This is a genomic window from Nocardia sp. NPDC006044, from assembly GCF_042871115.1.
GTDB lineage: Bacteria > Actinomycetota > Actinomycetes > Mycobacteriales > Mycobacteriaceae > Nocardia.
In genome coordinates, this window is record NZ_JBIAID010000003.1 from 826,232 (window position 1) to 850,271 (window position 24,040).

23 protein-coding genes are annotated in these 24,040 nt (G+C 69.6%); 8 read left to right on the plus strand and 15 right to left on the minus strand.

Annotated elements, in window-relative coordinates; genetic code table 11:
• Positions 1-329 precede the first annotated feature (329 nt).
• From ACFYO1_RS28260 to ACFYO1_RS28285, 6 genes are all read right to left on the minus strand, one after another.
• On the minus strand, positions 330-3,404 hold the full coding sequence (locus tag ACFYO1_RS28260) for a translation initiation factor IF-2 N-terminal domain-containing protein (protein ID WP_387236994.1): 3,075 nt from the start codon (positions 3,402-3,404) through the stop codon (positions 330-332).
• A 507-nt stretch (positions 3,405-3,911) separates the two neighbouring features.
• A complete protein-coding gene (ndk, locus tag ACFYO1_RS28265; RefSeq protein ID WP_378720321.1) occupies positions 3,912-4,328 on the minus strand; it encodes a nucleoside-diphosphate kinase in 417 nt (138 codons plus the stop codon).
• A gap of 125 nt (positions 4,329-4,453) precedes the next feature.
• Positions 4,454-4,705, minus strand: coding sequence for a hypothetical protein (locus ACFYO1_RS28270; RefSeq protein ID WP_387236996.1), 252 nt, complete (start codon positions 4,703-4,705; stop codon positions 4,454-4,456).
• A gap of 123 nt (positions 4,706-4,828) precedes the next feature.
• On the minus strand, positions 4,829-5,245 hold the full coding sequence (locus ACFYO1_RS28275) for a DUF4233 domain-containing protein (protein WP_387236998.1): 417 nt from the start codon (positions 5,243-5,245) through the stop codon (positions 4,829-4,831).
• Positions 5,242-6,612, minus strand: a complete 1,371-nt coding sequence (locus tag ACFYO1_RS28280; RefSeq protein ID WP_387238629.1) for a bifunctional folylpolyglutamate synthase/dihydrofolate synthase — start codon at positions 6,610-6,612, stop codon at positions 5,242-5,244. The genes ACFYO1_RS28275 and ACFYO1_RS28280 overlap by 4 nt, the downstream gene beginning before the upstream one ends.
• A gap of 95 nt (positions 6,613-6,707) precedes the next feature.
• Positions 6,708-9,386 carry a valine--tRNA ligase gene (locus tag ACFYO1_RS28285; RefSeq protein WP_387237000.1) on the minus strand — a complete coding sequence of 893 codons (2,679 nt, stop codon included), beginning with the start codon at positions 9,384-9,386 and terminating at the stop codon, positions 6,708-6,710.
• Between the two features lie 79 nt (positions 9,387-9,465).
• Here ACFYO1_RS28285 and ACFYO1_RS28290 point away from each other — a divergent pair, with 79 nt between their 5' ends.
• Both ACFYO1_RS28290 and ACFYO1_RS28295 read left to right on the plus strand, forming a co-directional pair.
• Positions 9,466-9,828, plus strand: a complete 363-nt coding sequence (locus ACFYO1_RS28290) for a helix-turn-helix domain-containing protein (protein WP_387237002.1) — start codon at positions 9,466-9,468, stop codon at positions 9,826-9,828.
• Positions 9,829-10,107: 279 nt separating this feature from the next.
• Entirely contained in the window at positions 10,108-10,818 is a 711-nt protein-coding gene (locus tag ACFYO1_RS28295; protein ID WP_387237004.1) for an AAA family ATPase, read from the plus strand.
• A gap of 5 nt (positions 10,819-10,823) precedes the next feature.
• On the opposite strand, the gene ACFYO1_RS28300 is transcribed toward ACFYO1_RS28295, so the two are convergent.
• The gene (locus ACFYO1_RS28300; protein WP_387237006.1) at positions 10,824-11,780 is read right to left on the minus strand and encodes a diacylglycerol kinase; all 957 of its coding nucleotides are present in this window, start codon (positions 11,778-11,780) and stop codon (positions 10,824-10,826) included.
• Positions 11,777-13,354, minus strand: coding sequence for an FAD-binding oxidoreductase (locus tag ACFYO1_RS28305; RefSeq protein WP_387238632.1), 1,578 nt, complete (start codon positions 13,352-13,354; stop codon positions 11,777-11,779). The genes ACFYO1_RS28300 and ACFYO1_RS28305 overlap by 4 nt, the downstream gene beginning before the upstream one ends.
• Positions 13,355-13,493: 139 nt before the next feature.
• On the opposite strand from ACFYO1_RS28305, the gene ACFYO1_RS28310 reads away from it, so the two are divergent.
• A complete protein-coding gene (locus ACFYO1_RS28310; RefSeq protein WP_387237009.1) occupies positions 13,494-14,105 on the plus strand; it encodes a TetR/AcrR family transcriptional regulator in 612 nt (203 codons plus the stop codon).
• A gap of 37 nt (positions 14,106-14,142) precedes the next feature.
• Positions 14,143-15,687 carry a glycerol-3-phosphate dehydrogenase/oxidase gene (locus ACFYO1_RS28315; protein WP_387237011.1) on the plus strand — a complete coding sequence of 515 codons (1,545 nt, stop codon included), beginning with the start codon at positions 14,143-14,145 and terminating at the stop codon, positions 15,685-15,687.
• Here the strand turns inward: ACFYO1_RS28315 and ACFYO1_RS28320 are convergent.
• Positions 15,684-16,229 carry a GNAT family N-acetyltransferase gene (locus ACFYO1_RS28320; protein WP_387237013.1) on the minus strand — a complete coding sequence of 182 codons (546 nt, stop codon included), beginning with the start codon at positions 16,227-16,229 and terminating at the stop codon, positions 15,684-15,686. The genes ACFYO1_RS28315 and ACFYO1_RS28320 overlap by 4 nt on opposite strands.
• A gap of 17 nt (positions 16,230-16,246) precedes the next feature.
• The gene (locus ACFYO1_RS28325; protein ID WP_387237015.1) at positions 16,247-16,915 is read right to left on the minus strand and encodes a TetR/AcrR family transcriptional regulator; all 669 of its coding nucleotides are present in this window, start codon (positions 16,913-16,915) and stop codon (positions 16,247-16,249) included.
• 132 nt (positions 16,916-17,047) lie between these two features.
• Between ACFYO1_RS28325 and ACFYO1_RS28330 the strand changes: the two genes are divergently transcribed.
• The 3 genes from ACFYO1_RS28330 (at position 17,048) to ACFYO1_RS28340 (ending at position 21,318) form a co-directional block, all read left to right on the plus strand.
• Positions 17,048-18,463 (plus strand): MFS transporter, encoded by a 1,416-nt coding sequence (locus ACFYO1_RS28330; protein ID WP_387237017.1) that lies wholly within the window; start codon positions 17,048-17,050, stop codon positions 18,461-18,463.
• 56 nt (positions 18,464-18,519) lie between these two features.
• Positions 18,520-19,356 carry an NAD(P)H-binding protein gene (locus tag ACFYO1_RS28335; RefSeq protein WP_387237019.1) on the plus strand — a complete coding sequence of 279 codons (837 nt, stop codon included), beginning with the start codon at positions 18,520-18,522 and terminating at the stop codon, positions 19,354-19,356.
• Positions 19,357-20,046: 690 nt separating this feature from the next.
• Positions 20,047-21,318, plus strand: coding sequence for an FHA domain-containing protein (locus tag ACFYO1_RS28340; RefSeq protein ID WP_387237021.1), 1,272 nt, complete (start codon positions 20,047-20,049; stop codon positions 21,316-21,318).
• A gap of 17 nt (positions 21,319-21,335) precedes the next feature.
• Here ACFYO1_RS28340 and ACFYO1_RS28345 read toward each other — a convergent pair whose 3' ends face one another.
• The 5 genes from ACFYO1_RS28345 to ACFYO1_RS28365 are packed head-to-tail and all read right to left on the minus strand — an operon-like array spanning position 21,336 to position 23,256.
• A complete protein-coding gene (locus ACFYO1_RS28345; protein WP_387237023.1) occupies positions 21,336-21,527 on the minus strand; it encodes a hypothetical protein in 192 nt (63 codons plus the stop codon).
• Positions 21,527-21,919 (minus strand): protein kinase, encoded by a 393-nt coding sequence (locus tag ACFYO1_RS28350; protein ID WP_387237026.1) that lies wholly within the window; start codon positions 21,917-21,919, stop codon positions 21,527-21,529. Before ACFYO1_RS28350 ends, ACFYO1_RS28345 begins: the two co-directional genes overlap by 1 nt.
• Before the next feature lie 16 nt (positions 21,920-21,935).
• Complete coding sequence (locus ACFYO1_RS28355) at positions 21,936-22,073, minus strand: hypothetical protein (RefSeq protein ID WP_387237029.1); 138 nt, start codon at positions 22,071-22,073, stop codon at positions 21,936-21,938.
• The gene (locus tag ACFYO1_RS28360) at positions 22,070-22,903 is read right to left on the minus strand and encodes a hypothetical protein (RefSeq protein ID WP_387237032.1); all 834 of its coding nucleotides are present in this window, start codon (positions 22,901-22,903) and stop codon (positions 22,070-22,072) included. The genes ACFYO1_RS28355 and ACFYO1_RS28360 overlap by 4 nt, the downstream gene beginning before the upstream one ends.
• Positions 22,900-23,256, minus strand: coding sequence for a hypothetical protein (locus tag ACFYO1_RS28365; RefSeq protein ID WP_387237035.1), 357 nt, complete (start codon positions 23,254-23,256; stop codon positions 22,900-22,902). The genes ACFYO1_RS28360 and ACFYO1_RS28365 overlap by 4 nt, the downstream gene beginning before the upstream one ends.
• A gap of 29 nt (positions 23,257-23,285) precedes the next feature.
• On the opposite strand from ACFYO1_RS28365, the gene ACFYO1_RS28370 reads away from it, so the two are divergent.
• Complete coding sequence (locus ACFYO1_RS28370) at positions 23,286-23,450, plus strand: hypothetical protein (RefSeq protein WP_387237038.1); 165 nt, start codon at positions 23,286-23,288, stop codon at positions 23,448-23,450.
• The last annotated feature ends 590 nt before the right edge of the window (positions 23,451-24,040 follow it).

Sequence of the window (24,040 nt, forward strand, 5' to 3'; positions counted from 1 at the left end):
CTCCACTCGATTAAGTACAGTCATGTTTCTTCTCGCGACACAACTGCGCGACGCGAGATGTTCTTGGCTGGCTTGCTGCGCGGGGCGTGATATAACGCCCATCGCCAGGCAGCGACCGACCTAGGTTACCAGAGCACCCCTTCAGCGACACAATCCGCCCGTCGGCAGCCTGCGGGCAACCCGTTGCCTGCCCGGTCCCGGTGCGTTTCCCGGACCGCGGGGCATTCCCGGGCACGGCCGCAAACCGCCCCAGCGCGATCGTCGTGCGACGACGCGGCCGGTCATACCCGAAGGTGTGACCGGCCGCGTCGAGGCTGTCAGATCAGCTGCTACGACTCCGCAGGCGGCGGGCCCGCGGGGCGGCCGACGGCTCGCCGCCGTGGTTTGCGCTGCGGCACCTCGGCCGGGATCTCGGCGGTGAAGTCGACCGCGGGCGCGGGAGCCTGCTCCGGGGTCGGCAACACGAACACCGCACCGCTGCTGTCGGCGGCGGGAGCCGCGGCCGAACGCGCGACCCGGCGACGCCGGCTCGTGCGCGGGGCCGGTTCCGGCGCACCGTTGGTTACCGCGTGTTCCACGGTCGGCGGTGTCACCGTTTCCACAGGAACCTCGGCGACCGGAGTGGGCTCGACCGGTTCCGGCTCGACGACCGCCTCGACGGTGTCCACGACCTCGGCGGGCACCTCGGCTTCGGCCGGCGCGACCTCGGGCTCGCGCGGTTCGACATCCACCGACTCGTTCTCGATCTCCGACCGGTCCTCGGCAACGCCGGACTCGTCCTCGTCACCGTGATGCGCGGCCATCGCCAGCGCCACCGGATGCGCCCGCTTGACGGCGATGTCCTCCTCGGACTCCACCGGTGCGGTCCCGTTGGTCGCGGCGACCGGCGCGGCAGGCGCCGCACTCTTGTCCCGGCCACGACGACGCCGCGAACCGGTTTCCCTGGCCGCGCCGCGGCTGCCCCCGTCGTCGCCGGAGGACGGCTCGACCGGGTAGGCGTGCACCAGGATGCCGCGCCCGTGGCAATGCTCACAGGTGGTCGAGAACGCCTCGACCAGGCCGGTGCCCAGCTTCTTGCGGGTCATCTGGACCAGGCCGAGCGAGGTCACCTCGGACACCTGGTGCCGGGTGCGGTCGCGCCCGAGCGCCTCGGTGAGCCGGCGCAGCACCAGGTCCCGGTTCGATTCGAGCACCATGTCGATGAAGTCGACGACGATCATGCCGCCGATATCGCGCAACCGCATCTGGCGCACGATCTCCTCGGCCGCCTCCAGGTTGTTGCGGGTGACCGTCTCTTCCAGGTTGCTGCCGCCGGAACCGGTGAACTTGCCGGTGTTGACGTCGACCACGGTCATCGCCTCGGTGCGGTCGATCACCAGGGTGCCGCCCGAGGGCAGCCACACCTTGCGGTCGAGCGCCTTGGCCAGCTGCTCGTCGATCCGGTACGCCTCGAACACGTCGACGCCGTTGTTCTCGTGCCGGGAGACCCGGGCGAGCATTTCCGGCGCGACGGTGCCGATGTACTTCTCGACCGTACTCCAGGCCCGGTCACCCTCGATGACGAGCTTGGAGAAGTCCTCGTTGAACAGGTCGCGGATGACCTTGACCAGCAGGTCGGGCTCTTCGTACAGCGTCTTGGGCTGGCCGTCGTTCTTGCCCTCGGCGGCCTTCTCGATGGTGCGCCAGGTGGCTTGCAGGCGTTCCACGTCGCGGGCCAGTTCGTCCTCGGCGACGCCCTCGGACGCGGTGCGGATGATCACACCGGCGTCGTTCGGGACGATGTCGCGCAGGATCTCCTTGAGCCGCTTGCGCTCGGTGTCGGGCAGCTTGCGGCTGATGCCGGTGGAGGTGCCGCCGGGCACGTACACCAGGAAGCGGCCGGCCAGGCTGATCTGCGTGGTCAGCCGGGCGCCCTTGTGCCCGACCGGATCCTTGGAGACCTGCACGAGCACGAGTTCGCCGGGCTTGAGCGCCTGTTCGATCTTGCGCTCCTTGCCGCCGAGACCGGCGGCCTCCCAGTTCACCTCGCCGGCGTAGAGCACGCCGTTGCGGCCGCGGCCGATATCGACGAACGCCGCCTCCATGCTCGGCAGCACGTTCTGCACCTTGCCGAGGTAGACGTTGCCGACCATGGACGCCGAGCCGGTGCTGGTGACGAAGTGCTCGACCAGGATGTTGTCCTCGAGCACCGCGACCTGCGTGGCGGTGGGGTGATCCGGGAACGCCTTCTCGCGCACCACCATCACCCGGTCCACCGCTTCGCGACGGGCCAGGAACTCCGACTCGGTCAGGATCGGCGGACGACGCCGGCCCGCCTCGCGGCCGTCGCGCCTGCGCTGGCGCTTGGCCTCGAGCCGGGTGGAACCGGTGATGCCCTGCACCTCGTCGACGGCGGCGGCGCGGCTGCGGCTCTTGTTCCGCGGCTCGCGCTCGTGCACGACGGTGTTCGGCGGGTCGTCCTCGGTGGTGGTAGCGGTCTCGGCGTCGGCCGAGTCGCCCGCCACCTTACGGCGGCGACGGCGACGGCGGCGACGGCTCGCGCCGTCCGACTCGTTCTCGTCGTCGTCGGAGTCGGTGTTGTCCTCGGACGAGTCGGCGGCGTCGGTATCGCTGCCGGTCTCGGGGGTGTCGCCGGTCTGCTCGTCCTCGGTGTCGTCCGAGTCGTTCTCGTCGTCGGCGTCGCTCTGCTGCTCGCCCCGACCGCGGCCACGGCCACGGCGGCCACGACGGCGGCGACGCGGCTGACCGTCGGCGTCGTTCTGCTGGTCGTTCGAGTCCTGATCGTCCTCGGCGGTCTCGGGCTCGTCCTCGACCACCGGCTCCTCGGCCACCGGCTCTTCGCGACGGACATCGCGCTCGGTGCGGCGCTTGCGGCGGGCCTGTTCGGCGGCCGCGGCGTCCGGGGGCAGGAACAGCGGGGCCTGCACGACGGCGGCGGACTCGAAGACCACCGGCGCGGCGACGTGCGGCTCTTCCCGGACCGGGTGGGTGAACAGCTGCACCGAGGGCTGGTGCGCGACCTCCCGCGGGTTCTCCGCGCCGGAGTTGGCGATCAGCGGTTCGGGTGCGGAGAAGACCAGGCCGCCGTGACCGCGGCTGGGCGCGGGTTCCGGTTCGGCCGGGGCCTCGACCGCGGCGGCCGGCGCTTCGACCGGCGGTTCGGCCGCGGCCTGCGGGGCCGGGGCGTCGCCCTCCGGCGGGCCCAGCGCGTCGCGGACGGACTCCGCGATCGCCCGGTCGACGTTCGATTGCGCACTACGCGCGTCGGACCCCAACTCGGTCAGCTTGGCCAGGATGCGCTTGCTCGTTACCCCCAGCAGCTTGGCGAGTGCGTGAACTCGGATTCGCTCCGGCAATTGTTCGGCATCCTGTGGTGTTGTTTCCAATGGCTCTTTTTCGGCCACGAAGTCTCCTCGGACCCCCGGGCGCGTCCCTCCCGGTAAGGAGTGAAGCGGCCGACGCGGGGGCACTATCCGTTCGCCTCACGCCGCTCAGCGCAAGGTCATCTGGTCTCGCCCCGCATGTCCGGTTATCACCATGTTGTTCGTCGGTTTGGGCTAACTGGTCACGCGGTGCCTGGCTGTTGGCTGAACTCCACAGTTGTGAGCGCTCATCCAGCGTGCCGACGCGAACAGCAGGCCCAGCGACCGGGCCTTTTGTCCGTGGCAGCGATGATCGGCATCGAACCGCGGTGTGTCATCCGGCTGCGATGGCCCCGATAGTCCACGTACCTGCGCGAACAGTCGGCATCAAAAGCAGCCGATGTCAGTATCCCATACCGCGCGCCGCAGGTTCGCCGCGGCGCACGACTAACCTCGCTGAAAGCTCGGCTAGCCGCGCACCGCTGGACGCTGTGTCATTGGTTCACTCGCTGCGCTCGCGCACGACTGTGTTCAACTCGCACACTGATTTCAGGCAGGGAACTCCGGGAACCAGAGAGCAATCTCGCGCTTGGCCGATTCAGGCGAATCGGACCCGTGTACCAGGTTCTCCTGAGTCTCCAGGGCGAAGTCTCCGCGAATGCTGCCCGGTACGGCCTTTTCGACCGGGTCGGTGCCGCCGGCGATCTGCCGGAACGCCGCGATGGCGCGCGGCCCCTCCAGGATGGCCGCGACGACCGGTCCGGAGGTGATGAATTCGATCAGGGAGCCGAAGAACGGCTTCTCGGCGTGCTCGGCGTAGTGGCCCTTGGCCAAGTCCTCGGACACATGCTTCAGCTCGAGGGCCGCGATCTTCAGGCCCTTGCGCTCGATTCGTACCAGCACCTCGCCGACGAGGCCACGGGCCACACCGTCCGGCTTGATGAGTACCAACGTCTGCTCAGTCACGGCGACACTCTAACCGGAACCCCCAGTGGGTACCGAACCCGCGGTTCGATCGACGACACGAGGGTGCCCCGGCCGCGATTGCGGCCGGGGCACCGAGACCCGATCGAGACGCTGCGCTCGCTGAGTCAGCAGAGGTCGCTGCCGGTGGCGGGTCTGCCGCCCGGACCGCACGGCAGGTTGTTCTGCGCCGACAGCGACGACAGCGCGCTGAGCAGGCTCACCACCCCGTCGGCGGAGCCGGTCGCGCCCTCCGCGACCGGGGCGGGCGCGGCGGGTTCCAGACGCAGTCCGGGTTCCGCCGTCGCCTGTGCCGCACCGAGCAGGGCGCCGAACGTAACCGTCCCGGCCACAACGACATTCGCGATAACACGCATCATGAAGACAATTCCTTCGTTCGCCGGCACGGCGACAATGTGACGCCGTGCGAGGGCAACGCTATGAGCGGCGTGCCACCTCGAACAGACAGAAATTGCCCTGTCCCCGACATCGGGGCCACGGCGTCAGGAGGAGCGCTGCGCCCGCTGGCTCGGCAGCAGCCCCTTCTCCATCCGGCCGCGCACGTCCGCGCGCAGCACCAGGATGAAGCCCCAGACCACCGCGAAAACGATGCCGATGACGCCGATGGACAGGTGGATGAACGTGCCGAGCAGCACGAATACCTGCAGCCCGAGGTTGAACGGCATGGCCCATGACCTGCGCTGTACGCCCGCGCCGAGGAACATCACCAGGGCGAGCAGCACGAGGTAGGTGCCCGAAACCCAGGTCACCCCGCCACCCACGGAACCGACGACCGGCAGCGCGAGCAGCACCACGATCGCCTCGAGGATCAGCGTGCCCGCCATGACCCCGCGGAAGCCTTTCCACGGATCGGTCGCGGGCGGCGGTACCGAATCCGGTTGGGCGGCGGGCTCGGTCATGCGGGGTCCTTTCCGAACAACGCGCGCGTCGCGCCGGCCGTGACCACGGAGCCGGTCACCACGACGCCCGCGCCGGACACCATCTCCCCCGCCTCGCCGACTTCCTCGGCGATGGCGATCGCGGTCTCCAGCGCGTCCGGCAGGGTCGGCGCGGTGATCACCCGTTCGTCGCCGAAGCGCTGCACCGCGAGATCGGCGAGCCGGTCGACGTCCATGGCGCGCGGCGAACCGTTGCCGGTGACCACGATTTCGTCGAGCACCGGCTCCAGCGCGGTGAGGATGCCGGCGGCGTCCTTGTCCGCGAGCACGGAGACCACGCCGACCAGCTTGCGGAAGTCGAACTCCGCGGTCAACGTCGAGGCGAGGGCCTGCGCACCGGCCGGGTTGTGCGCGGCGTCGATGAAGATGGTCGGCGCGCTGCGCATCCGCTCGAGCCGGCCCGGGCTGGTCACGCTCGCGAAACCCGCACGGACGGCTTCGATGTCGAGCTGCCGGTCCGCGCCCGCCCCGAAGAACGCCTCGACCGCCGCGAGTGCGAGCACCGCGTTGTGCGCCTGATGCTCACCGTGCAGCGGCAGGAAGATCTCGTCGTATACGCCGCCGAGGCCCTGCAATTCGAGCTGCTGGCCGCCGATCGCGATCTGCCGGGCCAATACCCGGAATTCGCCGCCCTCGCGGGCCACCGCGGCGTCCACCTCGACGGCCCGGCGCAGCAGCACGTCCATCGCCTCGGGGTCCTGCTCGGCGATCACCGCGACGGTGTCGCGCGGAATCAGGCTCTCCGGCGCGCGTTTGATGATCCCGGCCTTCTCCCCCGCGATGGAGGTGAGATCGGTGCCGAGGTACTCGGTGTGGTCCAGGCCGATCGGGGTGATCACCGCGACCTGCCCGTCGATCACGTTGGTGGCGTCCCAGGTGCCGCCCAGGCCGGTCTCCACGACCGCGACGTCGACCGGCGCCTCGGCGAAGGCCGCGAACGCCATGCCGGTGAGCACCTCGAACTTGCTCATCGCCGGACCGCCGGCCGCGGCCGACTGCGCATCGATCATCTCGATGAACGGCACCAGCTCGCGGTAGGTCTCTACGTACCGGGCGGGTGTGATCGGCGCGTTGTCGATGCTGATCCGCTCGGTGGCCAGCTGCAGGTGCGGGCTGGTGATCCGGCCGGTGCGCCGGTGCAGCGCGGTGAGCAGCGCGTCGATCATCCTGGTCACCGAGGTCTTGCCGTTGGTGCCCGCGACGTGGATCGCCGGGTAGCTCTGCTGCGGCGAGCCGAGCAGGTCCATCAGGGTGGCGATCCGGGTGAGCGACGGTTCGATCTTGGTTTCCGGCCACCGGGTGTCGAGTTCGGCCTCCACCAGCGCCATTTCGGCCAGCTCGACCGGCGACGGGCCGGAGCTCAGCCGGGGTCCCGCGGCCGGGTGGCGCAGGTCGTCGCCGTACTGCGGTTCCGGTTCGTGATTCATTTTCCGCTCAGTTCTGCGAGTCGAGCGCCGATGCGCGCCACCTCGGCGGCGGCGACCGCCTGGCGATCCTTGATCTTCGCGACCACCGGCTCCGGTGCCTTGGCGAGGAACGCCTCGTTGCCGAGTTTGGCTGCGGTGCCCGCCAATTCCTTCTCCGCCGCGGCGAGGTCCTTCTCCAGCCGACGGCGCTCGGCGTCCAGGTCGACGGCGCCGGACGTGTCCAGCTCGACGGTGACGGTGGCGCCGCTGAGCCGGACCTCCACGGTCGCGGTCGCCGCGAACTCGTCGCCGGGCGCGGTGAGCCGGGCCAGGTTCGCGACCGAATCGTGCAGTTCGGTGAGCCCGGCGGCGTCCAGGCCGATCAGCTTGGCCGCCACCTTCTGCTTGTCGGCCAGGCCCTGATCGCCGCGGAACCGACGGATCTCGGTGATCAACCGCTGAGTATCCGAGATGCGTTGCGCCGACACCTGATCCGTCGCCACCCCGGAGGCCTGCGGCCAGGCCGCGATCACCAGGGACTCGCCGTCGGTCAGGGCCTGCCACAGCGATTCGGTGACGAACGGGATCACCGGATGCAGCAGGCGCAGCACCGAGTCGAGCACGGTGCCGAGCACCACCTGCGTGGCGTCCGCGCGCGCACCGTCCTCGGCGAACTGCACCTTGGTCAATTCCAGGTACCAGTCACACAATTCGTCCCAGGCGAAGTGGTACAGCGCCTCGCAGGCCTTACCGAATTCGTAGCTGTCGAACGCCGAATCCACTTCGGCGCGCACCTCTTCGAACCGATCCAGGATCCAGCGGTCGGCGTCGGTGAGCTGGGCACGATCCGGCAGTTCGCCGGTGCGCGCGCCGTTCATCAACGCGAACTTGGTGGCGTTGAACAGCTTCGTGACGAAGCTGCGCGAGGCCAGCGCGTGCGGCTCGCCGACGGAGAGGTCGCCGCCGGGCTGCGCGGCCCTGGCCAGCGTGAAACGCAGTGTGTCGGCGCCGTATTCGTTGATCCAGACCAGCGGGTCGATGCCGTTGCCGCGCGACTTCGACATCTTCTTGCCGAACTGGTCGCGCACCAGGCCGTGCAGGAACACGTCCTTGAACGGAACCTGCCGCTGATCCCCCTTGCCCGCCGTGAGCACCGGGTCGTCGGCGACGAACGTGCCGAACATCATCATCCGGGCCACCCAGAAGAACAGGATGTCGTAGCCGGTGACGAGAACGCTTGTCGGATAGAACTTCTCGAGCTCCGGCGTGGCGTCCGGCCAGCCCATGGTGGAGAACGGCCACAGACCCGAGGAGAACCAGGTGTCGAGCACGTCCGGGTCCTGCATGTAACCCTCGGGCGCGGTCTCGCCCGGCCCGACGCACAGCACGTCGCCGTCGGGGCCGTACCAGATCGGGATGCGGTGACCCCACCACAGCTGCCGGGAGATGCACCAGTCGTGCATGTTGTCGACCCAGTCGAACCAGCGCGGCTCCGAGCTGGCCGGGTGGATCACGGTGTCGCCGTTGCGCACCGCGTCACCCGCCGCCTTGGCCAGCGACTCCACCTTGACCCACCATTGCATGGACAGCCGCGGTTCGATCGGTTCGCCGCTGCGCTCGGAATGCCCGACGCTGTGCATATACGGGCGCTTCTCGGCGACCACGCGGCCCTCGGCGGCCAGCCGCTCGCGCACCGCGACGCGCGCCTCGAACCGGTCCATGCCGTCGAATTCGGTTCCGGTGTCGACGATGTGGCCGCGCACGTCCATGATGTTGGGCATCGGCAGGTTGTGCCGCAGGCCCATCTCGAAGTCGTTCGGGTCGTGCGCCGGGGTGATCTTCACTGCGCCGGAACCGAATTCGGGATCCACGTAGTCGTCGGCGATGATCGGGATCTGCCGGCCGGTGATCGGGTGCTCCAGGGTGGTGCCGATCAGCGCCTGGTAGCGCGGGTCGTCCGGGTGCACGGCCACCGCGGTGTCGCCGAGCATCGTCTCCACCCGGGTGGTGGCCACGATGACGTGCGGTTCGTTGTCGTCGAGCGAGCCGTAACGCAGCGAGACGAGCTCGCCGGGGACGTCCTCGTACTTGACCTCGATGTCGGAGATGGCGGTGCGCAGCGCGGGCGACCAGTTGACCAGCCGCTCGGCGCGGTAGATCAGTCCGGCGTCGTAGAGCCGCTTGAAGATGGTCTGCACGGCGCGGGACAGACCCTCGTCCATGGTGAACCGGTCGCGGCTCCAGTCGACGCCGTCGCCGAGCGCGCGCATCTGCCACTGGATGGCGCCGCCGGAGTCGCGCTTCCAGTCCCAGACCTTGTCGATGAACAGTTCGCGGCCGAAGTCTTCCTTGGTCTTGCCGTCGACGGCGAGCTGCTTCTCCACCATGGTCTGGGTGGCGATGCCCGCGTGGTCCATGCCGGGCAGCCACAGCACCTCGTAACCCTGCATGCGCTTGCGGCGGGTGAGGGTGTCCATCAGGGTGTGGTCGAGGGCGTGGCCGATGTGCAGGTTGCCGGTGACGTTCGGCGGCGGGAGCACGATCGAGTACGGCGGCTTGCCGCTGGTGGCGTCGGCCTCGAAATAGCCAGCGGCTACCCAGCGCTCGTACATCGAGGGCTCTACCTCGCCGGGGGTCCAGCTCTTGGGCAGGGCATCGGCACGATTACGCGTCTGGTCAGGGGCTGCGCTGGTCACCCGACGATTCTAGTGGTCGGGCTCCAGCGATTTTCGCAGGGTGCGAGCCGACGCCGGACGGTCCGTCCGAATCCCCAGGGTGGACGTCACCGAGCGCGCGTCGTGTGAGACTTGGCGGGTGAGTCGGCTCGGCGAATTCCTGAGGGCAAAGCGTGCGTCGATCGCGCCGGAGCAGGTCGGTCTCGCGCCGGTCGGCAATCCACGCCGGGTGTCCGGACTGCGTCGCGAGGAAGTCGCTCAGCTGGCCGCGCTGAGCGTCGATCAGTACACCTGGCTGGAGTTGGGCAGGGTGACCCGCGTCTCGGACGATGCGCTCTGCCGCATCGCACGGGCCTTATTGCTGACCGAGGACGAACAGGCGTACCTACGGCTGCTCATGCTGCCGCACAACAGGATTGCCGGGGAAGCGGACACAAAGAAAGGCGGAGTCTTCGGTGGATGAGGGACACCGAAGACTCCGCCTACACCTGAAAGCTTACCGTCCCAACTGGAAGGGAAAGGGAATCCATAAGCAATTCTCAGCTTCTGGCATTTTCTACCCCTGATCTCCGGATTAACCGCCCGAAACGGGCACCTGGGCGGCGGCTGGCCGGTCACAATTCAGTCATGTCCGTATTGTCCGTTCTTGCCAGATCGGCCGCCGGTGCGGACTCTGGAAGGTGTGAACGTATCCGCTGGTCCGATTCAGGGAAATCTCAGTGAAAAAGCAGGGTTTTCCCCGTTGCCGGAGCAGCGGCCGCTGGGGACCCTGGAAGAGGTGAACCCGCCGCTCGCCCTGTTGCCGCCGCCCGCCCCCGACGCCCTATTGCCCTTCCTCGCGCCGGATGCCGTGCACGATCTGCGCGGGCGGGCCATCGACGAGTTGCAGTATCCGCCGATGTCGGCGCTGGTCGTGGCGGGGATACCGGGTGCGGGGAAGAGCACCGTGCTGCGCCGATTCTTCGGTGCGACCACCGAATCCGAGGATCCGTCGCCCGGACCGGAGGGATCGGTGGTGCTCGATTCGCTGCAAGCGCGGAATCGGTTGCGGCACCGGCTCGGCTGGCTGCCGTACTCGCTGTGGCGGCCGGTGGTGCATGTCGCGCATTTCGCCGGAATCCGTGCGGCACTGCGGGACACCGACGGACCGGTGGTGATTCACGACTGCGCCACGACCGGATGGTCGCGACGGATCATCTCCCTGTGGGCCGCGGGATACGGCAGGGAGTTGCACTTGATCCTGCTCGACGTTCCCACCGCCGCGGCCCGCGCCGGCCAGCACGCGCGCGGGCGGCGGTCCAATCGAATGACCTTCGTACTGCACTGCTTTCGCTGGCGGCGGCTGATGGAGCGGCTACGCTCCGGTGGCGAGCTGCGGCCCGCGCCGGAGTCACTGGTGATCGTCGACCGGATCAATATCAATCACATGAGCCGAGTCACCTTCGCCGCGTAGGGAACTCAGGGAACCAGAACCGTCAGCGCGCCGGGCACGGCACGGATGGTGATCGGCAGGGCGCCCGCGGGTTCACCGTCCGCCGTCGCGGGGGCGCCCGGCGCGGTCAGGGTGATCTCCGCGGCCCGGTACTGCCTGACCCCGGGGTGATTCTGCCGTTTGCCCGCGGACAGCGCGGGCAGCAGCCGCAACATCTCCGCCCTGGACAGCGCGCCGACCACGGTGAGGTCGAGCAGGCCGTCGTCCAGCACCGCGTCCGGGCAGATCAGCATGCCGCCGCCGTAGGTGCGGGTGTTGCCGACCGCGACCATCACCGCGTTCAACTCCAGTTCGGCATCGGTGCCAGGGTTCGTCAATCCGGCGGTGACCGCACCGGTCAACTCGACCCGGTAGGGCACGGTGAGTCGGCTGGAGATCTCGGCCAGCGCGGCGACGGTGTACCGCAGCCGCCCCTTGGGCCAGCGCATCGCGTTGGCGCGCAGGGTAACTCGGGCGTCGAACCCGGTGCCGGTGACGGTGACGAACCACATCGGTGCCGATTCCGGTGCGGACGGCTCGATCCGGCCGAGGTCGATGGTCCTGGCGCGCCCGCCGACGACGATATCGGCGGCGGCGACCGGATCCTCGGTCGGCACACCGAGTTCCCTGGCGAGGTCGTTGCCGGTGCCCGCGGGGACCAGGCCGAGCGGCACTCCCGTTCGCGCGACGGCATCGAGAGTCACGTTGATCAGTCCGTCTCCCCCGATGCACACCACCGCGTCGGAGTTGCCCCGCTCGATCGAATCCCGCACCAGCCGGACGGTTTCGGCCGCCGACGGCGCCTGCACCTCGGCGACCTCGACCCCGCGTTCGCGCAACCGCGCCAACGCCGCGGTCGCGGCCGCCTGCCCTGCACCGAGCCCCGCGTGCCGATTGGTCACCACGGTGACCGCACGCACGGCGCGGGTTGAATACTGCGTCACGGAACCAGCTTTCCAGGATTGAGGATGCCCGCGGGGTCCAGTTCGGCTTTCACCGCACGCAATACCCGCACGCCGAGCTCACCGATCTCGGCGGGCAGCCACGGACGGTGATCGGTGCCGACCGCGTGATGGTGGGTGATGGTGCCACCCGCGGCCACGATCGCGTCGCCGACCGCCTGCTTCGCCCTGTGCCACTGGGCGATCGGATCGTCGAGCTGCTTGGCGACGATGGTGAAGTACAGCGACGCCCCGGTCGGGTAGGTGTGCGAGATGTGGCACATGACCAGCGGCGGGGTGCCCTGTCCGGCGAGCGAATCGGTCAGTGCCGCAGTCACCTTCGCCTTGAGGTTTGCGAGGTTCGCCCACGTGGTCGCGGTCTCCAGCGTCTCGCACAGCACGCCGACATCGAGCAGGGCATCGCGCATGTACGGTGCGCCGAACCGTCCGTGCTCCCACTCCTCGGCCGGGGTTTCGCCGAGCGCGGTGCCACCCGCGGCGGCGAGCAGCGCGCCGGCTTCCGCGCTGCGCGACGCCACGTGCGCCTCGGTGCCTTCGAAAGTGGTGATGGCGAGGCAGCCGGCGACCGCGTTGCCGCCGATATCGCCCGCGCGGGCCAGGTTGATCCCGGTCTCGGCCTCGTCGGACAGCCGCAGCACCGTGGGCGCCGCACCTGCCTGTACAACCGAACGCAGCGCGGCGGCGCCGGTTTCGAAGTCGGGGAACGACCACCCCTGGTAGGCAATGGTTTCCGGCACCGGATGCACGCGCACGGTGACCGCCGTGATCACACCCAGTGCGCCTTCGGATCCGACGAACAGCTCGCGCAGATCCGGCCCAGCCGCCGAGGCGGGCGGACGGCCGAGCACCAACGAACCTGTGGGAGTGGCGATCTCGAGCCGCTGCACCATGTCGTCGAAACGTCCGTAACCCGCCGACGCCTGCCCCGACGACCGGGTGGCGGCGAATCCGCCGATCGTCGCGAACTCGAAGCTCTGCGGGAAGTGCCCGAGCGAAAGCCCTTGCGCGCGAAGCAGTTCCTCCGCACGCGGCCCGGTGAGCCCGGCGCCGAGGGTGGCCATGCCGCTGATCGGGTCGATGTCCGACACCGTGTCGAGCCTGCGCAGGTCAAGCGCGATCACGGCACCGAAGCGACCGCGTAGCGGGTCGACGCCGCCGACCACGCTGGTGCCGCCGCCGAACGGCACCACCGCGATGGTGTGCTCGGCGCAGTACGCCAGCACGGCGAGTACCTGCTGGTGATCCGCGGGGAAAACGATCGCGTCCGGTACGTCCTGCGGCCCGTCGGCGCGGCGGCGCAGCAGGTCGGGGGTGCTCTTGCCACCCGCGTGCCGCAGCCGATCGTGGTGGCCGGCCGAGACGTTGTCCGCGCCGACCACCTCGACCAACCCGTCTCGTTGGGCAGGCGTGAGCGCCGACTCTCGGAGTGACACCTCGCCCTCATCGCGGCGCGCCACCGGGTCGCCGGACACTCCGAACACCTGCGTCAGGAGGCCCCGGATCTGCGCCGACAGCGGCTTGTGTCCGGCCGGAATGCCCCAGGCATCCCAGACCATACTCGGGGCGGTCCCGGTTGCGCCCGGGTTTTCCGCCGGAGCCGATCCCTCGCCGGTGTGCTTCTGCGTCTCGACCATGCGTTACAGTTTGACATAGAATGTCAAGCAGTAACGAACTCGACCTCTCGAAGGTGACGCCTTGACCGCTCCAGACGCACCCGCCGACGACGCGCTCTCCGCCATCGATCTGGCGATCTTCACCGCGGCCCGCCGCTGCGTGGAGGAGTTCGGCGTGCGCCGCACCACGCTCACCGAGGTGGCTCGCCGCGCCGGTGTCAGCAGGCCGACCGTCTACCGGCGCTGGCCGGACACCGGCGCGCTGGTCGCCGAGCTGCTGGTGCGGGAGTTGCGCGCGATCGTCGCCGAGACCATGCCCAGCGCCGGGCCCGGCCGCACCCGGCTGGTCACCGGCATCGTCGCGGGTGCGGTCAAGATCCGCTCGAATCCGTTGTTCGGGAAGATCTTCCGCACCGATACCGATCTGATGCTCACCTACGTCTTCGGCCGCCTCGGCCGCAACCAGCGCGCGCTGATCGAGTTGTTCGCCGCGGGCATCCGCGCGGGGCAACAGGACGGCTCGATCCGCGAGGGCGATCCGGAACAGCTGGCCACCATGCTTCTGCTGATCGCGCAGTCCGCGGTCCAGTCGGCAGGCACCGTCGCCCCGTTGCTGGCCGGGACCGATCTGGACACCGAGCTGGCCAACGCGCTCGACGGCTATCTCGGACCGAACCAACGAAAGGCGCTGTGACGATGACTGATTCGACCGATCTCGGAAAGGTGATGCGATGACCGCAGCGTCCAGGGGAGATTCCGCGCTCAACGCGCAGCGCCGCACCCGCGAACTGCGGCGGCTCGGCGACGAGGGCGAGATCGACGTGCTGGTCATCGGCGGCGGCGTCACCGGCGCCGGCGCCGCGCTCGACGCGGCGGCGCGCGGGCTGCGAACCGTGCTGGTCGAGCGGCACGACCTGGCGTTCGGCACCAGCCGGTGGAGTTCCAAGCTGGTGCACGGCGGGCTGCGGTATCTGGCCGGCGGCCAGGTCGGCATTGCGCACGAAAGCGCCGTGGAGCGGGGCATTCTCATTCGGACCACGGCGCCGCATCTCGTGCGTCCGCTGCCGCAGCTGGTGCCGTTGCTGCCCGGGATCGGGGCCGCGCAGAGCGCGCTCGTGCGGGTGGGGTTCCTGGCGGGTGACGCGCTGCGCCGCGGCGCGGGCACGCCGGCCGCGATCCTGCCCCGTTCTCGCCGGGTCGCGGCCGCGGAAGCGCTGCGGCTGGCACCGACCCTGCGCCGCAACGGATTACGTGGCGGCCTCCAATCATGGGACGGACAGCTCGTCGACGATGCCCGCCTGGTGGTCGCCTTGGCGCGCACCGCGGCCGCCGAGGGCGCGACCGTCCTCACCCGCGTGGAAGCCGTTGACGTGACCGGTAATTCGGCCGAGCTGCGCGACACCCTGACCGGCGAGACCATGACCGTCCGCGCGCGCGCCGTCGTCAATGCCACCGGCGTGTGGGCCGACGAGGTCGATCCCAGCATCGAGCTACGCCCGAGTCGCGGCACCCACCTGGTGTTCTCCGCCGAGTCGTTCGGCGGCCTCACCGCCTCGTTGACCGTGCCGGTCCCCGGCAGCACCAGCCGTTTCGTCTTCGCCTTCCCCGCCGCACACGGCCGCGTGTACCTGGGCCTGACCGACGAGGACGCCCCCGGCCCGGTCCCGGACGAGCCGAAGCCCACCGAATCCGAGATCGGCTTCCTGCTCGACACGATCAACACCGCACTGCGCGAACCGTTGACCCGCAAGGACATTCGCGGCAGCTACGCGGGCCTGCGGCCGCTGCTGAAGACCGCCGACGACAGCACCGCCGACATCTCCCGCAAACACGCGGTGCTGCACTCCCCCACCGGCGTCATCACCATTGTCGGCGGCAAACTCACCACCTACCGGCAGATGGCCGAGGACGTCATCGACGCCGCCGTCGCCCGCGCCGGGCTCACCGCGGGCGCGTGCCGCACGAAGCGACTTCCCCTGGTGGGCGCGGTTTCCGGCGCCGCCCGCGACCGCATCGATGCCCCGCCGGTTCTGATCGACCGTTACGGCAGCGAGGCCGCCACCATTCTGGCCGCCGCGCACGACAATCCGGCGCTGGCTCAGCCGGTGGCTCCCGGAATCGATGTCACCGCGGCGGAATTCCAGTTCGCGGTCACCCAAGAGGCCGCCCTCGACGCCGACGATCTCCTCGACCGCCGCACCCGAATCGGCCTGATCGCCGAAGACCGGGCGGCCGCCACCCCGGCGGCCATGGCCGCACTGGCACCGGCGACTTAGGTCTCCGAGACCGTCCCGTCGAACGACCACGACTCGAGATCGGCGCTCATGGAGGCACGCGGCCAGCCGTCCAGGCCGTGCGCCGCCTCCGCCGCGCGGATCGCGTGCAGGCCCGGCGTCTGCTCCTCGTCGGTCAGGTAGCGGAAGCCGAGGCGCTCGTAGTACGGGCCGTTCCACGCGACGTCGATGAACGTGGTGAGGGTGATCGCTTGCATCCCATGGTCTTTCGCCCAGAACACGGCGTGGTCGATCAGGCGCTTGCCGATCCGCTTGCCGCGATGACCGGGCAGCACCGACACCTGGTCGATGTGGGCCTCACCGTCGACGACGCCGAGGATCAGGTAGCCGATCGGATGGTCGCCGTCGTCGGCCCACACCCAGGCGCGCCCGGCGCGCTGGAATTCGCGCAGCGTCTCCAGCGAGGGTGGCTCGTCCTCCGCAACGGCTGTCATGCCGATATCGGCGAACGGTTTACCCGCCGCGATTTCGATTTCCTGGAGGGCTGGCAAGTCGACCTCGGTCGCCGGTCGGATCACGGACACCCCTCGCATCTTAGAGTTCAGGTGACCGGCGTGCCGAGAATGCCGTCGATCAGCACCCGGAGCGCCCATTTTCCGCGGGCGTCGCCCTCGCCCGCGAGCAGCGGTCCCTGCATCGCGGTGATCATCGGATAGCGGTCCCGCGGCAGCTCGGCGAAGCGCGCGGCGACCTCGGCGAGATGCTCGGTCTGCGACCGGTCCTTGGTGTTGTAGGCGCTCTGCTCGGCGGCCGCGGCGGTGATATGCAGGTAGATCAGGTCGACCGCCCACGCGTTGGTGAGGTCGTCCACGCCGCCCTCGGCGAACAGCGCCAGCATTCGTTCGAACAGCAGCAGCGCGTTCGCCCCGGTGGGAATCGCGCCGAGGGCCACGAGCGCCAGGCCTTCGTGCTTGCTCATCACTGTGACAGTCGTCTCGACCAGGTCGACCAGCCGTTCGCGCCAGGTGTCGCCGACCGGGTCGGCGATCGTGCCGAGCACGTGATCGAGCATCGCGGCCATCAGATCGTCCCGGTTGGCGACGTAGACGTAGAGCGAGGCCGCGCCGGTATCCAGCTCCTGGGCGACGCGGCGCATGGTCAGTGCGGCCAGGCCGTCCTCGTCGAGGATGCGCAGTCCGGTTTCGATGATGACGTCCCGGCTCAGCGGGGCCTTCGCCGGGCGAGCGCGGCGACTGACGGGTGCGTTCATGGCGTCGAGCATACGCGTTGGACGAACACCGTTTGACACGAACGACGTTCGTCTCGTATCGTTCGCTCGAACGAACACCGTTCGTAACGATCGAAGTTCGATCACTTCTTCTCACCTCGAAGGAGGTGTCCCATGACCACCATCGCCGACCCCGCCTCCGTACAACCCCAGGTCAACGGCCGGATGTGGGCGATCCTCGCCGTCATCCTCGCGGCCGACATCCTCGACCTGCTCGACTCGACGATCACCAATATCGCCGCCCCCACCATCGCCGCGGACCTGCTCGGCGGCCAGTCGCTGATCCAGTGGCTCGGCGCGAGTTACGCCCTCGCCCTCGGCGTCCTGCTGGTCGTCGGTGGCCGGCTCGGCGACCGGTTCGGCAGGCGCCGCCTGTTCCTGATCGGCCTGGCCGGGTTCACCGTCGCCTCGGTCGCCTGCGGCCTGGCCGTCGATCCGACCTCGATCATCGCCGCCCGGCTGGTCCAGGGTGCGTTCGGCGCGCTGCTGATTCCACAGGGTTTCGGCATCCTCACCGCCGTCTTTCCCCGTGCACAGCTCGGGAAGGCGTTCAGCGTGTTCGGGCCCACGATGGGCCTGTCCGCGGTCGGCGGCCCGATCCTGGCCGGGTTCCTGATCGACGCCGATCTGTTCGGATTCGGTTGGCGTGCCATGTTTTTGATCAACATCGTGCTCGGTGGCGCCGCGTTCGCCGCCGCCTACCGGCTGCTGCCCGCCGATACCGGCGACCGCGGCGTCGCCATCGACGGACTCGGCGCCGCACTGCTCGGCGCCGGCATGTTCGGTGCGCTGTTCGGGCTGATCGACGGCTCGGCCAACGGCTGGAGCGGCGCGTCCTTCGCCTACCTGGCCGCCGGACTGGTCGGCTTCGGCCTATTCGCCCGCCGCCAGCTGATCGCCGCGAACCCGCTGATTCAGCCGACGCTGTTCAAGAACCGGGGCTTCACCTCGGGACTGCTGCTCGGCCTGGTGTTCTTCGCCGCGGTCTCCGGGCTGCTCTATGTGCTGTCCCTGTTCCTGCAAGCCGGACTCGGCTACACCCCCACCGGCGCCGCAGTCGGCCTGGCGCCCTTGGCCGCCGGCATCGTGATCTCCTCGATCGCGGCGCACCGGTTCATCGCTCGTCTCGGCCGCAACCTCATACTGATCGGCTTGCTGATCACCCTGGCCGGCACCGGACTACTGCTCGTGCTTGCGGTGACCGCCGGAACGACCGTCGCCACGTGGGCGATCGCCGTGCCGATCCTGATCCTCGGTCTCGGCCTCGGCACCTGTTTCGGGACCATCTACCAGGTCACCATCGGCGACATCGAGCAGGACGAAACCGGCAGCGCCAGTGGGTCTCTCACCGCCGTGCAACAGCTCGCCAACGCGGTCGGCGCGGCCGCCGTCACCACCGTGTACTTCCACACCGCAGGCGCCGGGCAGGTGCACGCGCTGATCGTCAGCCTGGTTCTGGTCGCCGCCATCGCCCTCGCCAGCTGCGGCCTGGTCCGCTTGCTGCCGCGCAACGCACCGGCAGAGCACTGACCCGGAACGCAACCAACACGTTTCATGTTCAATTCGCAACTCTCCAAGGACTTCTCATGATCCTCATCACCGGAGGCCGCGGCGCGGTCGCCAACCAACTGCTGACCCTGCTGCACGCCGACGGCCGCGCCGTCCGGGTCGGTTCCGGCCGGCCAGGCAAACTCGAGCTGCCCGCCGACGTCGCCGGCGTCGCTTGCGATCTCACCGCCCCGAGCACCTTTCCCACCGCCCTCGCCGGCGTCAGCTCCGTGTTCCTCTACGCAGAAGCCGCCTCGATCAGCGAGTTCGTCTCTGCCGCAACCGAAGCCGGGGTCGAGCACATTGTGCTGCTGTCCTCGTCGGCGGTGCTCGATCCGGACGCCGACGCCAACCCTGTCGCCAAGTCGCACCTCGACGCCGAACGCGGCCTCGCCGACGCCCCGATGACCGTCAGTGTGCTGCGGCCGGGCGCCTTCGCCGGCAACGCCCGCAGCTGGGCCTGGTCGATCAGAACCGGCGCACCGATCAACCTCCCCTACCCGAACGCCTACGTCGACCCGATCCACGAAATCGACGTCGCCGCAGCCGCATACGCGCTGCTCACCAAGCCGGAACACCGCGGCGAAACGCACCACCTGACCGGGCCCGAGACGCTCACCTTCACCGAGCAGATCGATCGCGTCGCCGAAATCACCGGGCGCGCCATCGTCATCGAGCAGGTCACGCCCGCAGCTTGGCAGCAGCAGGTGGCCGACTACATGCCCGCCAAGTATGCCGACGGTCTGCTCGACTACTGGCGCCGGACCGACGGGGTCCCCAATCAGCTCACCGACACCGTCGCCCGCCTCACCGGTCGCGCTCCCCGCACGTTCACCAATTGGCTCGAGGAGAACTCCGCCGAGTTCACCGGTTGATGCCGGGCAACCACGTGCCCGCCGTTTCCGTCGACCGCACCCGTACGTTGAGGTGGTGGCGCGCTGGACTCCGGGAACGCCAGTAACGGCGCGGTGATCACCGGGTGCGATGTGTTCCGCGACGCCGAGCGCGGTGCTGTCCGCGCGCTGTGAGTAGGTGCGGAGCTTCCACAGCATGCGCGGCCGACGGAAACAGGGTGCGGCCGTTGCGCAGTTCGACGCGGCACGATGCAGCCCGAGGGCCGGAGGTTGCGCTCGACTCAACGGACCAGGTCGGATGCACGGACCGCTACATCGATCGGAGCCACGCCTGCCCGGCGAGGCGCAGTCGGACTACGAGACGTGGGCGACTACCACCGAGCAGGGTTGCGCTCAGCCGGCACTCAGCATCGCGACTCGAGGACGCGATGAGAAAACCGGGTGTCGGGCGAGACGGTCGCCACACTTGCCGCCGCTGGTGAATTGGACGAAACACCAGGCCGCCGGCATTTACGGGCAGCTGGCAGCGCGGACGGCGAACCGCCAGAATGCCAGCGGCACCGATGAATTCAGAGACCGGCCGATACTTCCAGATGGACACGACTGCGCATCGCGGCAAGTTCCCGCCGTCGCGGTACGCGCCGATCCGGCGTTCGCGCAGGCTCTATGCTGGCTTCGAATGTCGGTAGTGCGCCGGGAAGGAGGGCGCGGGTGCGCAGCAAATCGTCCACTGTCGGTATCGCGCAAGGTCATGGCCTGGTCGCGCGCTTCGGCGGCGTCGTCGTCTATCTGCCGGGTGAAACCGTCTCCACCGATCGGATCCTCGGCGCCATCGAGGCGGTCGCGGACGCCGAGCATCCCGGAGCGGCGCTCGCCCAGCGGCTGGCGGCCGTGGTGTTCGGCGGCGCCGCCGAGACGCCGCCGTTCGGCGTGGTGGCGCCGACCGACGACGGCACGCTGATCCTGCTGCGCGGTCCGGTCTTCGCCGAGATCAACGGCGCGGAGGGCACCCGCCGACTCGACGGTGCGCGCGCGTTCACCTGGGTCGACGAGATCGTGCGCGAACCGCTGCGCCGAATCACCGTCGGCACGGACACCGGAACGCCGCTGAAGGCGTTGCCGCGCACCGATCTGCGTGCGGGTGTGGTGCCCGGCGGCGGGTTCGTGCTGAACGTGGCGCTTCGCCGCGCGGCCAAAGCGGCCAAGAGTTCTTCGACGCCCCGGCCGTCCGCGCCCACGCCGGCCACGGAGCCCGCGCCGACCGCCGCCGCCGGATTCGCCGCGACGCCCGAGCCGACCGGTGCCGACCAGGCCGTCGATCCGCCGACCTCGGTGGCCTCGGCCGTGTCCGACACGTCGGCCTCGGCGAAGTCGTCGACCGCCCGCGCATCGTCGGTGGCCCGGCCCGCGCCCACGGCTACCCGATCCACGGCGGCCACCTCGTCCTCCACCACGCTCCATCCGAAGGAATCGGCGCGACCACGCGCCAGACCGCGACCGCCGATCGGCAACCGTCCCGCGGACCGCCAACTCGCCTGGTCTCAGACGCAGCTGCCCGAACCCGTTGCGCTGCACAAGACCTCGGCCGACCGCGCCCGGCTCGTCCGTCCGGTCGCCGAGAAGGACCGGGCCGCCGGCACCTTGATCCTCGAAAACGGCACGGCCTTCCCGCTGGATCGCCCCTACGTCATCGGCCGCGGCCCGCAAGCCGACGACGCCGTCCGCTCCGCCACCGCCGAGCCCATCGTGATCCAACGCGACCGTCACGTCTCCCGCGTGCACGCCTACGTCTCGGTCGACCGCGGCAAGGTCTTCGTTCGCGACGCCCCCGCCACCTCCGGCACCTTCATCGCCCCTCCCGGCGCCGACCAGTGGACCCGCATCGGTACCTCCCCCACCGAACTGCCGCCCGGCTGGAGTGTCCGCATCAGCGAACGGGTGATCACCTACCGCTCCCCGGACAAGCCCACATCCGAGTCCTGACCGCCCGGAGGCGGCGCTCAACGTTGCCGCTGGGCCCGGCGAAGATAGCGGCGGCGCTTGCCGATCCGGCGTGCACCGACGGACGTCGCCGCTCCCGCGGCGGCGGCGAGGGCGGCGGAACTCACGGTCGTCAGCACCGTCGGCGGGTGCCCGAGCAGGATCCACCCGGCGCCGACCAAGGCCACGGCGAGCAGCGCGGCACTGATCATCACACCGATGCTGTTGGCGAATCCACCACGGCCCCTGCGTAACCGGCGCATGTCCGACTCGACGTACGCCAGACATCCGTCGCGGGCGAAAGTTGCTGCCCGCGCGCTTGCTCCGGCGCGATGTGGGACGGCGTGCCGATGATGTCGCCCGCCTTGGTCACCAAGGTCTCGTCGCCGCCGACGATCTTGGCGATACCGAAGTCGGTGAGCTTGATCGCTCCGCCCGCCGCGAACATCAGATTCGCCGGCTTCACATCGCGGTGCAGCACCTGATGCCGATGTGCGGCAGTCAATCCCGCGGCGCAGGACAGGGCGATCGCCACGGCGGTCGCGGAATCGTAGCCCTGCGTGGCGAATCGCTCACCGACCGTGCCGCCCGGCAGGTATTCCATCACCAGCAGGCAGAGCTCACCGTTTGATTGCCACCGGTCGGCCCAGCCGGCGATGCGTCCCCGCGAGCACCACGCCGCACCCGCCGCGACCGAGTTCGGCGCCGATTTCGTAGGCGGGCAACGCCGCCCGGACGAGTTCGTCCTGATCGGTCACGGCGTCGGCCCCTCGACCGGGAAGCGGTAAGTCGCGTCCGCGTCGACCTCGTCCGCGCCGTCGCCGAGGTCGTCGTCCTCGTCCGGTTCCGGGGTCGGCGACGCGTAGCCGAGCAGGAACGCCACGGCCGCGGTGACTCCCGCGAAGGCCAGCCACAGTTCGGTGTCCGGCACCCACCACCGCGCCACCGACGCGGTGAACGCGAACACCAGCCCGATTCCGAGCCCCGGCGCGAGCAACCGCACCCCGCGCTGCCACCGATTGACCGAAAGCCGGTGCCGCGCAATGGCCAGCGCCGCATCCGCGAAGCCAAGGGCAGTCAGCACGGCCAGCGCGATGCCGAACAACCCGTATACTGACCACAGCGACCCGCGCACATCGGTGACCACCGGGATCTTCGCCACCGCGGTATCGCCGGCACCGTAGACCGCCAGCTCACCACCGATGAAGCCGGTCGCCTGCCCGGCCAGCCCGCGCAACTCCAGCCGATAGCGCAGCGAGTCGGATTTGCCTGGCGCGATGGTCAATTCGACGGCGGTGGAATAGGAGAAGAAGCTCAGGCCGAGCACCTGTCCCGCGAGGTCGACGTGCCGGATCTGCAACGGTTCGCTCGTATTGTTGGTCAGCTCGATCGCCACCCGGACCGTGCTGTCCGGCTCAAGCCGCAGCGGCTTGTCCGCCGTCGTCCCCGCGATGTCGTGCCCGTCGAAATTCGCGGACAGGTCGACCTCGGCGGATCGCGCATCCGCCTGCGCGGCGGGCCAGGCCAGCACGATCAGCAACAGCACCGGCCAGACCGCACGCCGAATGTCCTGGGCACCACGGTTCATTCGCCCCTCCGCGCGGATAGATGCGAAACGAGACGAATGCCGTAATACCACCCGCCGAGCAGCAGAAAGAACAGGATCACGGTGAGCGTCGAGGTGCCCGACCCGATGCTGCTGACCAGCACCACATCCAGCGGCGCGACCAGCACCCGCCCGCATTTCGCCGTCACCTGATGCCGGCCGACATCCACCGCGCCGGTGCTCAGCGGCACCTCGAACGCCCCGTCCACCCCGGCGACGGTCTTACCGACGGCGACATTCTCGATCGAGACATCGACCGGCGACCGCGGATCGCAGCCGTGCCCGCTGGCGGTGACACCGGCACCCGGACCAACCGCCGACGGTGTGAGATCCATTGCGGCAGGCACTGTTCCAGTCGGCGGAGGTGGCAGTACCGCAGGCGCGGGCGGCACAACAGCAGGCGTCCGGACCGGATTCCTCGGTGGCACAACAACAATCGGCGGCCGGATCACCGGCGGTGGCAACGGGACCGCTGCTTCCGGCGGCGGGACAACCTCGGATGTCGAACTATCGGGTGGCGGCGATGTGATCGGCGGCGATGTGATCGGCGGCGGCGTAGTCACCGGTGAGGTCGTGGTAGGTGGAGTCGTAGTAGTCGGCGTCGTGATCGGCGGTGTCGTGACATCCGGTGTTTTCGGCTCGGTCGACGGCGGCACACTCGGACAGGTCGGCCCATCCGGCTCACCGCACGGTGGCTGCCGCCCCGGCACCCGGTCATGCGTCCCGCTCTCGTCCTGCGGCGGCGGTTGCTGCGCGGGGACCGGCGACGCCGGCCCGTCGTGCGTCCCGCCACCGTCCCCTGACGGCGGCCGCGGACTGGTGGGCTGACGTGCGGGAACCGGCGCTACCAGCCGGACATCGACGTACCGCACTCCCGCGGGTCCGTCCCGCGAAGGTAGTGATGGTGGTGGTTCCGGCGTGGGCCCGGTCGAGACCGGCCCGGCGCGGGTTCCACCACCATCGGGTGGCAACGCCGGCGACGCCGAGCCAGTCGACCGCCGGACAAGCTCAGCCCCAGCACGAGCTTGTCCGCGGTTCAGCCCACTGCTCGGTGCCTGCCATCGCGGCTCCACCACTCCTGGAGTCGGTTCCCCCGACCCCGGATCCCCGACCGCAGCA